General features: G+C 43.9%; 12 protein-coding genes. All 12 read right to left on the bottom strand.

The features are described from left to right. Positions 1–7: 7 nt before the first annotated feature. Positions 8–2350 (bottom strand): NAD(P)H-dependent oxidoreductase subunit E, encoded by a 2343-nt coding sequence (locus LH29_RS08465; RefSeq protein WP_082063497.1) that lies wholly within the window; start codon positions 2348–2350, stop codon positions 8–10. Positions 2351–2369: 19 nt separating this feature from the next. After that, positions 2370–4229: an outer membrane protein assembly factor BamB family protein gene (locus tag LH29_RS08460; RefSeq protein WP_052670698.1), complete on the bottom strand. Its 1860-nt coding sequence runs from the start codon at positions 4227–4229 to the stop codon at positions 2370–2372. Positions 4230–4256: 27 nt separating this feature from the next. Further along, positions 4257–5582 carry a 4Fe-4S binding protein gene (locus tag LH29_RS08455; RefSeq protein WP_052670697.1) on the bottom strand — a complete coding sequence of 442 codons (1326 nt, stop codon included), beginning with the start codon at positions 5580–5582 and terminating at the stop codon, positions 4257–4259. Positions 5583–5590: 8 nt separating this feature from the next. Further along, a complete protein-coding gene (locus LH29_RS08450) occupies positions 5591–6169 on the bottom strand; it encodes a 4Fe-4S dicluster domain-containing protein (protein WP_045027697.1) in 579 nt (192 codons plus the stop codon). A gap of 130 nt (positions 6170–6299) precedes the next feature. Next, the gene (locus tag LH29_RS08445) at positions 6300–6506 is read right to left on the bottom strand and encodes a hypothetical protein (protein ID WP_045027695.1); all 207 of its coding nucleotides are present in this window, start codon (positions 6504–6506) and stop codon (positions 6300–6302) included. Between the two features lie 14 nt (positions 6507–6520). Then, positions 6521–7495 carry an NHL repeat-containing protein gene (locus LH29_RS08440; RefSeq protein ID WP_045027692.1) on the bottom strand — a complete coding sequence of 325 codons (975 nt, stop codon included), beginning with the start codon at positions 7493–7495 and terminating at the stop codon, positions 6521–6523. A gap of 26 nt (positions 7496–7521) precedes the next feature. Further along, positions 7522–8949: an outer membrane protein assembly factor BamB family protein gene (locus LH29_RS08435; protein ID WP_045027690.1), complete on the bottom strand. Its 1428-nt coding sequence runs from the start codon at positions 8947–8949 to the stop codon at positions 7522–7524. Positions 8950–9008: 59 nt separating this feature from the next. Beyond that, positions 9009–10241, bottom strand: a complete 1233-nt coding sequence (locus LH29_RS08430) for an outer membrane protein assembly factor BamB family protein (protein WP_045027686.1) — start codon at positions 10239–10241, stop codon at positions 9009–9011. A 19-nt stretch (positions 10242–10260) separates the two neighbouring features. Continuing rightward, a complete protein-coding gene (locus tag LH29_RS08425) occupies positions 10261–10986 on the bottom strand; it encodes a LytR/AlgR family response regulator transcription factor (RefSeq protein WP_045027684.1) in 726 nt (241 codons plus the stop codon). Beyond that, on the bottom strand, positions 10979–12034 hold the full coding sequence (locus tag LH29_RS08420; RefSeq protein ID WP_045027681.1) for a sensor histidine kinase: 1056 nt from the start codon (positions 12032–12034) through the stop codon (positions 10979–10981). Before LH29_RS08420 ends, LH29_RS08425 begins: the two co-directional genes overlap by 8 nt. 109 nt (positions 12035–12143) lie before the next feature. Then, positions 12144–13355: an outer membrane protein assembly factor BamB family protein gene (locus LH29_RS08415; protein WP_045027679.1), complete on the bottom strand. Its 1212-nt coding sequence runs from the start codon at positions 13353–13355 to the stop codon at positions 12144–12146. 406 nt (positions 13356–13761) lie between these two features. After that, complete coding sequence (gene typA / locus LH29_RS08410; RefSeq protein WP_045027677.1) at positions 13762–15573, bottom strand: translational GTPase TypA; 1812 nt, start codon at positions 15571–15573, stop codon at positions 13762–13764. Positions 15574–15758: the final 185 nt, after the last annotated feature.

Genomic DNA, 15758 nt, shown 5'->3' with positions numbered 1-15758 from the left:
ATACAACTTATTTCACATCAATGGCATCAACCGGACAGGCAGCCCGGCATGCATCACATTTTATACACAGTTCTGTATCAATGCTGTGTTTCTCGTGTGGCGTAAATGGAATCGCATCAACCGGACATTTTTGCACACACTTGGTACAACCGATACACTCGTCGTTTACCGAGTAAGTGATCAGCTCCGCACATTTTCCGGTGGGGCATGTACCGTTAATATGTGCTTCATATTCATCACGGAAATGTTTCAAGGTACTTAACACCGGGTTTGGCGCTGTTTTTCCGAGTCCGCAAAGACTTCCTTTTTTCGTCCATTCCGCCAGATGCTCAAGTTCTTCAATGTCGCCTTTTTTGCCTTTCCCGCTAACAATACCATCAAGAATGTCGAGCATTCGTTTTGTGCCAACGCGGCAGAAGGTACATTTTCCGCACGATTCTTCCTGTGTGAACGAAAGGAAATAGCGGGCAATATCTACCATACAATCGGTATCGTCGAGCACAACAAGGCCACCCGAGCCCATCATCGCTCCCATTTCTCCCAACGACTCAAAATCGATTGGCGTGTTGGAATGTTCGGCCGGAATACAACCACCCGAAGGACCACCGATCTGCACCGCTTTAAATTGGCGGCCATTGGCGATTCCGCCACCAATCTCTTCGATCACCTGTTTTATTGTAATACCCATCGGCACCTCAATCAATCCGCCGCGAGCCACTTTCCCAGCCAGGGCAAAAACCTTAGTTCCGGTACTTTTTCCTGAGCCGATTTTTGAAAATCCTTCAGCCCTCTCACGCAGGATGTAGGATATTTGTGCCAAGGTTTCGGTGTTGTTTACCAGGGTTGGTTTTCCCCACAAACCGCTCTCAGCCGGAAACGGCGGGCGCATTCTCGGGAAACCACGATTTCCCTCAATCGACGCAATAAGTGCACTTTCCTCGCCACAAACAAAAGCGCCGGCACCTTCATAGATCTGCAGATCGAGATCAAAACCACTTCCCAATATATTTTTGCCCAGGTAGTTTTTAGCCTTGCAAATTGTTAACGCCTCGCGAATACGTTTTACCGCCAGCGGATATTCGGCACGGATATAAAAATACCCCTGATTAATGCCCGTAGCATAGGCTGCAATGATCATCCCCTCAATTACCCGATACGGATACGACTCGAGCAACATACGATCCATAAAAGCTCCAGGGTCACCCTCATCTCCATTACAGATGATATATTTTTCAGGATCTTCCTGTTTTTTTACCAGTTCCCATTTTAATCCAGATGGAAAACCGGCTCCACCACGACCTCTGATTCCGCTGTCTTTTACCTCGCGAATCACCTCTTCGGGTGTCATTTTATTCAATACCTTTTCCACGGCAGTAAAACCTCCACGGCTCAGGTATTCATTAATATCGAGTGGATTGATTATTCCACGATATTCGGTGGCAATAGGAATCTGTTTTCCTAAAAATGAAGCTACCGGTTTTTCGCGCATGCTAATTTCGTAGCGCTCAATTCCATCCCAGTTACGGTCGGTCTGAATCTCTTCAACGGTATGTAAGAGTTTATTTTTGAGACGGGTAAACAAACCCGGCGCCTGAAAATGGCTTTCTACAATATTTTTTACGTCTTCGGGTTTTACTTTGGCGTAGAGTTTGGCTTCTCCTTCATTGGGCACCACTTCAACCAAAGGCACCTGGTGGCACATTCCCACACAGCCCACATGTTTTAGGCTCACACGCAAACCACTTTCGTTTACTACGTGCTCCACTTCTTCCTGAATCTCCTTACTACCACTGGCTACACAACACGATCCAAGCCCGATTCGAATCTCTCCCTGAATTTCGGAGCCGTCAGCTTTGCGTGCCTTTTTCGATTTTTTTATTCCTTTCAGGCTTTCAAAATCAGCAATTACCTGACCGACCTGATCGGAAGCCACATGACCGTAGGTAGTTTCATCGATCTGAACTACAGGCGCCAGCGTACAGCAGCCCAAACAAGCAACTTGCTCCAGCGTATATTTTCCTGACTCCTCTGTTTCCTGACCCTCCGCCAGCTTTAGTTCGCGCCGAAAAGCGTCGTAAACCTGACCGGCACCTTTTACGTGACAAGCCGTTCCCACACACACTTTTATCATGTGCTCGCCAACGGGCTGCAAGCGAAACTGTGAGTAAAAACTGGCCACACCAATTATCTCTGCCAGACTAATCTCTGATTTATCAGCCACCAACCTCAACACTTCTTCAGGAAGATAATTGTACTCTTTCTGAATGGCCTGAAGTATAGGAATCAGGCTCTTTTTTGTTACGCCTTTTTCCTGAATGAGCTGATCGATATATTTATTTTCTTTTATCATTTATTCCTCCTCAAAAGTCCTACTTCCCTATGCAAAACAAGTCTTTCTCTCCACGTATATAAATCCGTCCATCAGCAAAAGCCGGTGTAGGGCCAGACATTTCACCCAATTCGTTTTCGCCAACCTTTTTCAATTCCCTTGAAAATTCGTAGATACGCATTACTCCATCGTTGTCCATAAGATACACCTTCCCATCGGCAAAAACAGGCGATGAGTAGACCGGCGAACCAAAATCATCCTCCCAAAGCAATTCTCCCTCTTTCAGGTCGTAGCAAACAAAAACGCCATAACTGGTAGCGACAAATACCAATCCGTCGTGCGCCAAAATACTCGCTGCTTCAGGCAGATAAAAATCGTCTTCCCAAAGTACTTCCTGCGTGCGAATATCAATAGCCACCATTCGTGCATATTCGTTGGCAGCCACCACAATTCCATCGGCATAACCAACCGATGGACCAACTTCGCCCATCATACATTCAACCGACCAAAGTTCTTCTCCGGTTTCCACGTCGTACCCGGCAACAATCGGATCAGCGGTTAACACGAGCTGATACTTACCATCAACTTCAGCCAATACCGGACTTGCCCATGAAATCTTCGAATTACGCTGTGTTTCCCAAACCGTTTCTCCTGATTTATTATCCAGAGCCATCACTTTTCCTCCCCGGTTGGTATCGTATTGAACGAGAAGCTTTCCGTTCCAGCTAATCAACGATGATGAATGTCCGTAATGATTATCAGGAACACCCAGATTCCGTGCCCACAAACGTTTGCCATTCATATCGAAAGCAATTAGATCTCCGGTTCCGAAAATGGCAAAAACAGCGTTGCCATCAGTGGTTAAAGTTGGAGCGGAAAGACCGGTATCTTCGGTAACGCGCGGCGGTGTTGCCGGTGAACCTGAGATATTATCAGCCACTCCGGTCCACAGCAGTTTCCCATCGTTACGGTTGTAACAGTAAACTTCGCGACTGGCATTATCGGCACCCGACACAAACAGTTTATCACCCCAAATTACCGGCGAGTTGAATCCGTGTTTTGGCACCTCAGCTTTCCAAACCACATTTGTTCCGGCAGCACCGTCCCATTCGGTTGGAATATTTTTATGCATAATCACTCCCTGCGCCAAAGGACCGCGGAAAGAGTTATGATTTTTCTGAAGTTCGGCAAGCGTCATTCCTGATGACGCAGCTGCCGGTTTGGTTTCTGTAACAGGTGTTTCTGCAACTGTTTCTGAAGAAGCTACTTCAGATTGCACCTCTGATACATTTTCTGAAGCAGTAGTTTCGTTTACAGCTACCTCTTCCGAAACTTCGTTGGTAGCAGTTTGTGCCGGAGCTACATTTATTACCTCAATTGCCTCTTCTGCTGATGTTTCGTTTTCGGCTACCAAAGCAGTTGCATCGTACGATTTTAGCTGGTTCACCGAAAGATAAGAAGCCAGAAGTGCCAAAACCATAACCGCGGCGCCAACAATTACAATTCCCTTTTGGGCAATTATACGGCTGGCAATTTCATTTTCCAATACTTTCTCAGGCTCTTCAATTTTACTTTTTGCAGCGTAATAAACCCGCAGTGCAAATGCCAGTACAATGGCACCAAACAGCAACATGTAGGCACCAGTTTCAACCTGCCACTGGCTGTTAAAATATGCCTTACGGGCCAGTAAATCGAAATTGCGAATCTCCTCTTTTAACTCCTCATTGTTTCGATCGTCTTTTAACCGTTGAACCAAAGCTTCCAAAGCCTTACTTTCAATGGGATCGGTTTTTGTAATCTGCCAAAAATTCAATAAGAGCAGCAGTGCAACAGCCGCACAAAAAATACCTGCAATTAAAGCTATGTTATGCGAGAGTTTTAGTTTATCCTGGTTGTTCATTATTTTGGTTCTTCTTTTTATTCAACATTATTTTTCCACAGGGCAATAATCCACACACCTTGCGCAACTGAAACAATTTCCTTTATGAGGTTCATAATCCTGTCGTTTACGGAACACCACCGTATTCAGTAAAGTCATACCGATTACCAATCCCATAAATCCTCCGGCAATCATACTTCCGATATAAAATTTCTCACGAATTGCGGTGGCTTCACTTACCAGCTGCTCCATCGGTTTTCCGGAGGCAAGGAAAGTCTGTACATCAATATTATCGGGATCATTTCGCAGTTCAGGATGTGCAATCAGCAATTCTGCCAGGTATACATCCTGATTGGCTTTCGACAAGAAAGTATGCGATTTTGCGCCTACAAATACCCCAAGTGCGACCCACAACGGAATTACTAAAGCGTAGGTTATAAAGCGTTTTGGTCCCAGACCTGATTTTACGACTTCTTTCTCATTGGTTGGGAAATCAATGGCATCAAACGGACACGAGTGCGTACACAATTTACACTGAATACATTTTGATGGTGTGATAGTTAGATGCCGGCTTGAAAAACGCGACATCCAGCTGAGTAGCACGCCATAAGGACATAAAAAACGGCAATACGGACGGGCAACAAACATTCCCATCAAAAGGAAGGCCACACCCAAAACTATCATCAGGAATTTTGCATCCATACGAAAAATGCCCACGAAGGGATCGTAGCGGCAAATGATAAAATCGGTTCCGGTAGCCGCAAAAAGCACTGCCAGCGACAGGTACAAATACGGAATCAACCCGAGTGTTTTATTTAACCACTTTGGCAAACTTATCGGTTTCACCACCACCAAATCCTGAATGGCACCTAACGGACAAGCTCCGGCACAGAATGTTCGCCCGAAAAAGAGCGTAACAACAAGCGGAATAACAAAAAACAACAGTGCCGTTAACGAAATGACATAGGCCGGATCGAAAAAGGTGAGCGCAACATTTTGTATGGCACCGATGCTGCAAATACATCCGTTCCGGTAAAAGCCGAAATAAACAAGTGTGAAGACCGAAAGCCACAAAATACCTTGTCGCGAGCGGCTTTTTAAGGCAAAATAAGTTGCTGCCGCTAACACAAGTAGCAGTACCAGTACATCGAAATATTCCATTGCCAGTGCCCGTGGTTCGGGTGTTACCGGCGTTGGTTGCGTATAACCGGTATCGAATTCAGGTTTTGGGAACCGTTGTTTCTGCGCCGACAAATTAAAAGTGAAAAGGAAAAAGGCAAAAGTAAAAAGTAAGTACTTTAACTTATGTCTGATGTCCGGAATTCGAAGTCCGAAACTATTTTGGTTTTTATTTTGGTTAAGTTGATTTCTCATTTTTAATATCAGGCTTCAGGATTGTTTGTAAAATCGCCTTTTACGTTGTAGGCTTCACTGGCTTTTACCCGGCTTATGGCGTCGGACGGGCAAACCCTGGCGATGGAACATTCGTTGCAATTCACACAAATGTGGTGCATGATCTGCAGGTGCATCGACCCGTTTCCAAACGAAGTACACCCGGCAACACATTTTGCACAACCAATGCACAGATCCTCGTTAATATGATATTCGAAATAGGGTTCCTCGATAAAACGACGTTCGATGGCTGCCGTAGGGCATAACTGGTTTTCGGCAGCTGTACTTTGCGCGTTTGCATCCGGTTTCAGGTAACCGCCACAAAGGTCGCAGTAACCACACAAATCAAAAGCGTGGAGACATTTTACGGCTGAAGGATTTAATACACACTCGGTTGCACATCGGCCGCACTGCGTACATTTAAACGGATCGATCTGCCACACATAATCATCGCCACTTACCTTACGAAGTGCCGAAACACTTACCGCGCCCAACGATAATAACAAGGAAGCGCGTACCCCGTTACGGATAAATTTCCGGCGGCTTTGTGATTTGCTATTATTTTCCATTTGTTCTTTCTAATCAACGTTTGCTTTTTCGGCGCTTGATAATTTTGCTTTTCAATCAACTTACCAAAAGCGCCTTCCTACTCGTTTCACTCGTTCCCCCGGGTTAAAACCCGGGGCTATAAAATCAAAATTACTTTGGAGCTATTTCTACTTCTCCCCGCTCCTCTTTAATCTCCGGATTTATACAAGCTGAAACTTTTCCACAGTTCTTACAAGTTGGGGAAACCGAACAAGCAGCAGACACTTTTTTATTCACGAACAAATTACCTGCAGAAGCAGTAATTCCTCCGAGAAGTAAAAGCTGACCTGTTGTTCTTATAAATTCTTTTCGTTTCATAAAATAGCTATTATCTATTCTGAAATTTTTGGTTCAAATACACGTAAGACATTTCTGTCGAAATCAAGCGCATAAATATTTCCTTCGTCGTCGACAGCCACATCGGGTGCCTGTCCTTCAATTTTTTCATCGAATTTTGCCGGTGGTGCTACAACTCCGCTGAATTCTCCGGAGGCTTTGTAGATCTTCACACGAACCAAACCTTTTTCGCTGGTAACAAAACTGCCATCGGGCAAAAAGCAAAAATGAGCAGGATTACAACATCCGCTAAAATTTTCGGTTTGATTTCCTGAAGCTTTCCAGAACTCGCGCAAACGTCCTTCTTTGGTGTAATTTTCCATGGTGTGCATACCCGGATTGGCCACCCACAAATCGCCGTAAGCATTTATATCAACGTCGAAATACGGGCTGGGAATTATAAAACCGTGTGCTAAATCGTCATCGGTTTTTCCTTCAAACTCATTCACAATTTCTCCCTGGTGATTAAAACGCAGAACGCGTCGGTTACCGGCATCGGCAACCATAATATCCTCTCCCTCAACTGCCACAGCAGTTAAATAGGTATCTTCTCCTTCAATTTCCCATTTATGAATGGTAGTGCCCGTTTCATCAACTATCCACACAAATTTCTCGAAAACCACATATATGGTGTCGCCAACAACATCCAGCCCGTGGGGTTCGTCAAGAAAACCAACTTCGCCAAGCAGCGTACCTGAAAAATCAACGATCTTCAGTTCCTGATCGCCAACTGCATATATTTTATTATTGGCAACTTCCAGCGCTTCAGCCAAAACAAAGCCCAGGTTAAAATTCCGGGTTTCTTTGTACTTCACCAGCTCCTCCGGAACGTTTCGAAACTCATCAACACTGAACTCAAATTTATTGGCCTCCATGTTATCCGGGCGCTTCGAGTACCAGTCGACCACCATTATGCCAACGATTACCACCGCCAGTACAATCAGAAATAGTACAATTCCTTTATTCTTCATGACTATATATTTGCATTAATGCTTTTCTATCCGTTCACATTCAAATCAATACAAATCATTGTTTTTGCATCGCGCAGCAACAAATAACCGTCGGCAAGTGCAAAAGGAGCCCAGGCATCGTGCCCGTCTTCAATTACTTTAACCTGTTCCAACTGAATGTATTTTTCGGTGCTTGGGCGTGCAATAGTCAGGGTTCCGTCGTCGCTCAGAATAAACATTTTATTGTCGGCAATAAAATACGGCCCGAGTCCAAAACGGGTTTCCTTACCACTTGTCCACACCACATTCCTGGTATCATTTGGATTCACACAAATCAGCTGATTTCGGTTGGCTCCTCCATCTTTCGGAACGATACCAAACAAATAGCCATTCCACAAAATCGGTGTTTGCTGCTCGCAAGCCAGTCCATCTTTTGGTGCATATTCGTAAAGCGGCTCAGCAGAGAAAGCGCCATTACTTTCCGATAGTTGAACCATCATACTTCCGGCACCATAACCCGCGGTCATAAATATCTTTCCGTCGGGCATACAAACCGGCGAAGGTGCAACAACCGAGTGGTTCCATTGAGATGTTTCCCACAAGATCTGCCCGGCATCAGGACCGTCGGCAGCCACACCAAGTAAACCTCCGATGGCACTGTACACATACATTTTTCGGCCACCAAAAGTATAGGGTATAACTGATGAATGCGACATTTTCCATCCTTCCGGATTTGGCGTTTCCCACAATTTCTCGCCGGTTTCGCAATCAATAGCCACCATCATTTTACTACCTCCGGTGGCAATAATTGCAACGCCATTGTCGATTATCGGACACTGCCCGGTATACCAAAAAGGAATTTCATTCTGATACTCTTTCACTACATCGAGCCCCCAGCGGAAATCTCCGGTTTCACGGTCGAGACACATAACATGGCACTTGGGTCCGATGGTTACAATGTAGTCTTCAGTAACTGCCGGAATTGTTCGCGACATTCCGTGATTTCGTTTTATGGCCACATCGTAACCGCGTCGCCACTGCTCTTCTCCGGTAACCACCGAAAAACAGCGCAAAATATCGGCACGCTCTTCTTCGTCGTAATCAAGCACATACGCCAAACCTTTGTAGATTGCAGCGCCTGAGTGTCCTTCACCTAATGTTTTCGACCAAAGAATTTTTGGCCCTTCAGCCCCAAAACTTTCCACCAGTTTTACCGGCGACTTTGAAATATTATCGTAATCGGCACCCCGAAAATTGGTCCACGTTTCTTCCAGCACCTCATAATCAGAGGCCAGTTGTTCGAAATGCTCACCAATAGTTACATCTTGCGGAGGCACTCCTTTCCCCCTGTTATCGGCACCTTCAAGATTAACGGTAAAATCTTTTGTAGGATCGGCATTTAACCACCAAAAAATAGAAATAAATCCAATGGTACCGATCGAGATCAGAATGATATTTATGGTTCTTTTAGTCATTAATTCAGGTAAAAAACAGAAAGATAATAGTTTTGCTGCAAACTTGAGTTAACGCGGGGTTAAGCTTTAATATTATACACCATCAGCACGTCGCCATGGCGCATATACAGCTTACCATTGGCTATAAACGGATGCGCCCAGTGAGGTCCGGCTCCCTCGGTAATTTTAAACTGGCTTATTACTTCAAAACCATCAGGATCAGGTTTTACAAGGCCAACATTTCCCCGTTCGTTGTAGCAGTATAAAAGTCCATCGGCCATAACAATTGCACCTTTTGTGTCCCAATCTGCTACGTATTTAATCTCACCAGTATCCCAGTTCATGCAAATCCAGCGCCCGCGTTTGTTGTCGAACCAATTTGAACCATACAAATATCCATCGTGCAGAATTACACCGTGATGATGATTATCAAAAGTATGGTCAACAAATTTTTCGCTCACCGATGTTCCCGTCGAGTCCATTTCCAACATCACTGCCGGATAATCGTAACCCATCGTAAGGAAAATAGTATTGTCTTTAAAAACAGGTGTATTGGTCCAGATCAATCCATTCTGATCCCACTTATCAGAATTCCAATACCTGTAACTCCAGGCTATCTCGCCAGTTTCGGGAACAATTGCCATAAGATCGGTGCCGATTACCGCCAAAATATAACGGAAGCCATTCCACTCGTAAATGGTTGCCGATGCATAAGCTCTCGGGCCTCCAAGCGACTTGGTTTGCCAAACTTTCTCGCCAGTCATTTTATTTAACGCCACAACGCTGGTTTCTTTTCCCCCGGGCGAAACAATTACTTTATCGTCGTAAATCAGAACTGTTTCAGAATTTCCCCAAATGTGGTATTCTCCATGAAAATATTCGTCAACGTTAACTTCCCAAATGGTTTCCCCGTTTTCTTTGTTAATACATGAAACCTGTCCGGTTCCACTTTGAACATAAATCCGACTATCCTCAACAACCGGTGTACTACGTGTGTCGGGAAACGATTTATTCCATGAACGCCCGTAAGGTACCTGCCATTTAAACGAACCGTCTGGATTTATCGCAGTAAGGTAATCGAGCGTATCAATCATTCCCGTAATGTAAATCATATCACCTTCTGGAATTGCCGACGAATATCCTTTTCCTATTTTCTCCACCTGCATCACCAATTCAGGGCCATCCTCGGGCCATTCTTTTAGCAGACCAGTTTCGGGGTAATGCCCGTCGCGGTTTGGGCCGCGCCATTGTGTAACCTGTGCGCTTATTGAAAAAGCAAATGCGGTAATCAAAAGTGTTAGTGCAATCTTCATGTTTTTTTATTTAAGGTTTTTATTTGTTCAAGAATGAATTATAATCGAGTTTTTCAAAGGTCTTTTCGCGGTACCGAGTGCCTATCGGGAACTCTTTATCGCCAATGGCTACCATAACCGGACTAAAGCTGGTTATTCGGCTAACAGCAATTAAAAATGACCGGTGCACCCGGACAAAGCCCTTATCGGGCAATGCTTTTTCGAGTGCTGCCATCGTGCAGCGGCTGTTAATTTCCCGGTCGGGCGTATGCAACTTCAGGTAATCGCCAAAACTTTCAACATAAAGGATTTCGGTAACCGGTATTTTGTGAATCACATTTTTCTCGCGCAGATAAATGTATTCCGAATCGCCGTTGTTTTTGTGTAACGAAACTTCTTCTAGTAATAGATTTTGCTGCTTGTATTTTTCAACCGCCTGCAAAAAACGCTCGAACGAAATGGGTTTCAGCAGATAGTCCAGCACATTCAGGTCGTAGCTTTCAATGGCATATTCGCGGTAAGCAGTTGTAAAAACAATGGCCGGCGGATTTTTCAGGGTTTTCACCAGGTCAGTCCCTTTCATTTCCGGCATATTGATATCAAGAAAAACCAGGTCGACATTGTGCGACTTTAGAAAGTCGAATGCCTCAATGGCATCGGCACAGGTTCCAACAATCTCCAACGAATCCAGCTTTTGGATATGCGATTTCAGCACTTCAATCGCAAGCGGTTCGTCATCAACTATTATGCACCTTGTTTTATTCATTTACCCAGCACACTTTTAGGTTAATCTCAAATTTCGTATCCTGCTTATCGATCGTAAGTTTATGCGATTTTGGATAAAGCAGCTCCAAACGCCGGCGTACATTTTTCAACCCAATTCCTTCATTCAGCTTCTCTACCTTTTCCTTCTCAGGATGGATTGAATTTGTCACCTGTAAAGTCAGGCATTTTTCGTCAATCTTTATATCAATGTCTACCTTTGGGTTTTTACGGTCTTTGCTGGCACCATGTTTAAATGCATTTTCAATAAATGGCAATAATATCAGCGGCGCAATCCGGTGATGATCAACATCTCCTTCAATGTTGTATTTCAGATCGAGGCGATTATTGTAGCGCATGCTTTCCAGCTCCACATAGCTTTCAATAATCTTAATTTCTTCTTTTAACGGCACAAAATCGTCGTTGCTTTTGTAGATCATATAATCGAGCAAACCCGACAATTTTAGCACAATATCAGGTGTTTTTTCCGATTTGATCAAGGTAAGCGCATACAGGTTATTCAGTGTATTAAAAAGAAAATGCGGATGAACCTGCGATTTAAGAAAATTTAGTTCGGCGGCCAGCTTTTCTTCGGCCAGCTTTTTATTTTTTTGCTCGTCGATGTACCACTTTTTAAATACGATTATTGATGCGGCCAAAAGCGGAATTCCATAATTGGAAATAACTTTATTGAAGATTTTTGGCACATAAAAAAATGGCAGTTTTGAATAATCAAACATTTCGGGATACAAGTTTGGAATCTTGTACGACATGTAGATCAGAAATCCGAAAAGCGGTGCATGAATCAGGGTTAGAATACCAAATGTTACAAATTTTTTCTTCTCAATGGCATACGGTAGAATGCCGTAAATAAGCGTATATGTTCCTATAATCCGGGCCGGCAATAAGGTTAAACCGATAAAAAATTCCTGACGATAATGCTCAAGATAACCACCGTAGGTAAGCCAGTAGCCAATAAAAACAACCACCCAAAACAAGAGGTGCCACAAAAAACGGTAGCGGAAAAATATTGGTAGTTGGTTTTCGTTCATGATTTTTTCTCAAATATACTTTTTGAGCTATTGGCCATCAAAAACATGCGACAAATACAGGCTAAAAAAGGATGTTTACTTTGCAAACATCCTTTTTCAGTTCCTCCATCTATTTTATTTTATAGGCAATAAGCACATCGCCATGGCGAACAAACAAACGGCCGTTGTTAATTACCGGGTGCGCCCAGTGTTGCGCAGTTCCCAATTCAACCTTTGTTTGGCTTACAATGTTAAAACTTTCGGGTGTAGCTTCAACCAATGCCAGTTCGCCACGTTCGCTGTAGCAATACAACATGCCGTCGGCATAAATGGTAACACCTTTTGCAATGCCTTTCGATGCATATTTTTCTTCGCCGGTTTCCCAGTTTACACAGCGCCATTCGCGCCCTTTGTCACCCGATCCGTACATGTAACCATCAAGCACAACCATTCCTCCCATGCGGCTGTCGAGTTCCGGTTTTTCCCACTGTTTTGTTACGCTGCTGCCATCATCGCTAAGATCGAGTTTTACACCACCTTTACCGTAGCCACTAAAGCAAAACAAATCGCCCTGGTAAAAAAGCGGTGTATTCGGATGAACGCTCCACTGGTTTTTATGCGGGTAATCCCACAGCAATTGCCCGGTTTTGGCATCAACACCAATAATATGATCGGCAGTGTGTGTCACGATAAGTTTCCGTGCCGGAAGATTTATCAGAAGAGGAGTACAATAAGCTGACAGTTCTCCTTTTCCGGCTGATGTCCAGATCAAGTCGCCGGTAAAACGGTTTAAGGCCACCATATTATTTTTCTTTCCGCCCGGAGTTAAATACAAAACGTCGCCATCGATAAGAACGGTTTCGGTAACTCCCCAGCGAATATTTTCACCGTCGAAATCTGTAAATGCGTTTTTTGTCCATTTTTTAGCCCCCGAATTGGCATCCATACAAACCAAATCGCCATACCCGGTATACATATACATTAAGTCGCCTGCAACAACAACCGACGAACGGGTGCCGGGATAACTGTCCTTAAAATCTTTTCCGTAATTCACTTTTTGCTCCACCTTGCCATCCTGGTTAAAAACAACTATATATCCCTCTTCACCCTGCAAAGTTGAAAGGTAAATTTTACCGTTGGCAAAAACCGGCGACGAATGCCCTTCGCCTAGTCCCTCAGCCGTCCATAAAATTTCGGGGCCATTGGCCGGCCACTCTTTTAAAAGACCGGTTTCGGGGTATATTCCGTTGTTTTCGCCCCGCCAAACCGTAGGTTCCTGGGCAAATAAAATTGTTACTGAAAAAAGCAGTGCCGAAGCAAGAAATAAGCATTTTTTAATCATGACTTTATCGTTAAGTTTTGCTCCTAAAAATAGAACCAAAACCCCACATTAGCAACGCTTACCAGCAATTTATCAGCTATCTAAATAGTAAGATATGTTTAGAATTGGTTTAGAAATTATTAACAAATAAAAAGTAGCGAACAATAATTGTAACATATGTGTGAATTGCAAAAACGACAGGAATTGAATTGTATGAATTAGCAGTTTTTGGGAATAAGTAACAATTGGCTACAATTTTGGTTTCTGATAAATCCTACCCGCAAGACCCCGTATAATCCCCCAAAGGAGGATAATTTCTCCCCTTTGGGAAGGCCAGGTGGGGTGAATAAGATCTACTTATAGAACGGAACTCATAAAAAAAGGCAGATTGATTATCAACCTGCCTTTCCTATATTTCTTTAGCTTCTTATTCGCTTATTACTTTCGCACGGCGTTTACGCTCGTGCTCATCGAGGTATATTTTACGGATACGCATAAAATTCGGTGTAATCTCGATGTACTCATCATTGCGGATGTATTCCATAGCTTCTTCCAGCGAAAATTTAATTGCCGGTGCAATGGCTGTTTTATCATCGGAACCAGATGCACGCATGTTGCTCAACTTCTTGGTTCTGATAATATTTATAGTCAGGTCATCCAATCGGGTATTTTCACCAATTACCTGTCCGGCGTAAACTTCCTCGCCCGGATTCACAAAGAAACGCCCGCGATCCTGCATTTTATCAATCGAATAGGCAATGGCCGTTCCTGTTTCAAGCGAAATAAGCGCTCCGTTTCGTTTTACGCCCAGCTCTCCTTTCCAAGGTTCGTAACCTTTCAAACGGTGAGCCATAATAGCCTCGCCTTCGGTAGCTGTAAGCATTTGGTTACGTAATCCGATCAAACCACGCGCCGGAATATAAAACTCCAAATGTGCACGGTCGTCTTTTACTTCAATATTTGCAATATCACCTTTACGGGCCGTTACCAGTTCAATTACCTTTCCTGAAAATTCGTCAGGAACCTGAACAGTTAATGCCTCAATCGGCTCGCATTTTTTACCGTCAATTTCTTTTATAATTACCTGTGGCTGTCCCACCTGAATTTCGTAGCCTTCGCGACGCATAGTTTCAATCAGAATCGACAAGTGAAGGATTCCACGGCCATAAACAAGGAACGAATCAGCCGAATTGGTTTCCTCAACACGCAAGGCCAGGTTCTTTTCGGTTTCTTTAAACAAACGATCGCGTACCTGGCGCGAGGTTACAAACTTACCATCGCGTCCGAAAAATGGTGAATTGTTCGAAACAAACAACATGCTCATGGTTGGCTCATCCACCTGAATCGGAGTCAATCCTTCCGGTTCTTCAGCGTCGGCAATGGTATCGCCAATATCAAAACCTTCCAGTCCGAGTACGGCGCAAATTTCGCCACACGGTACAGGAGCTTGTGTTTTTTCTTTTCCCAGTCCTTCAAACAGGTAACATTCTTTGGCAGCTGTTTTTATTATGCTTCCATCGCGTTTTACCAATGATACTCTCGAGCCCGGAACCAATTCGCCACGCGTAACTTTTCCTACCGCAATACGGCCGGTGTACGACGAATAATCGAGCGAGGTAATGCGCATTTGCACCGTACCTTCTTTGTGTTTTGTTGGTGGAATATGTTCCAGAATCTGATCGAGCAAATAAACCACATCTTCAGTTGGAGTCTGCCAGTCGGGGCCCATCCAGCCAGCTTTTGCCGATCCGTAAACGGTTGGAAAATCCAACTGCTCTTCGGTAGCATCAAGGCTAAACATCAGGTCGAAAACTTTTTCCTGAGCAATTTCAGGCGTACAGTTTTCTTTGTCAACTTTATTAACCACCACCATTGGCTTTAATCCAAGTTCGATGGCTTTTTGCAATACAAAACGGGTTTGCGGCATAGGGCCTTCAAAAGCATCAACAATTAGTAAAACACCGTCGGCCATATTCAAAACGCGCTCCACCTCGCCACCAAAGTCGCTGTGCCCCGGTGTATCGATGATGTTAATCTTGGTGTCTTTGTAGCGTACCGAAACGTTTTTCGAAAGAATGGTAATTCCACGTTCACGTTCCAGGTCATTGTTATCCAGTAAAAGTTCCTGAACCTCCTGGTTCTCGCGGAACAATTTTACCTGGTGAAGTATACGGTCAACCAACGTAGTTTTACCGTGGTCGACGTGTGCAATAATTGCAATGTTTCTGATTTCTGTCATTTTACTTTTTTCTAATCCAACTAACCAACACCGAAAGGCTTTATTTGTTTTCAATCAATTATTTATGACATTGAAAGCCCGACTCCGGAATCGGCGCGCAAATGTAAGAAAGTTTTGCAGTGTAATATGAGGATTGCAATGAATAAAGTAGTTCTTACATTTAAATTTAATATCGGCAGCCACAA

The organism is Draconibacterium sediminis, assembly GCF_000949475.1.
In the GTDB taxonomy this organism is placed as follows: Bacteria; Bacteroidota; Bacteroidia; order Bacteroidales; family Prolixibacteraceae; genus Draconibacterium; species Draconibacterium sediminis.
Note: the sequence above shows the minus strand (reverse complement) of the source record. Positions and strands in the feature narration are given on the sequence as shown.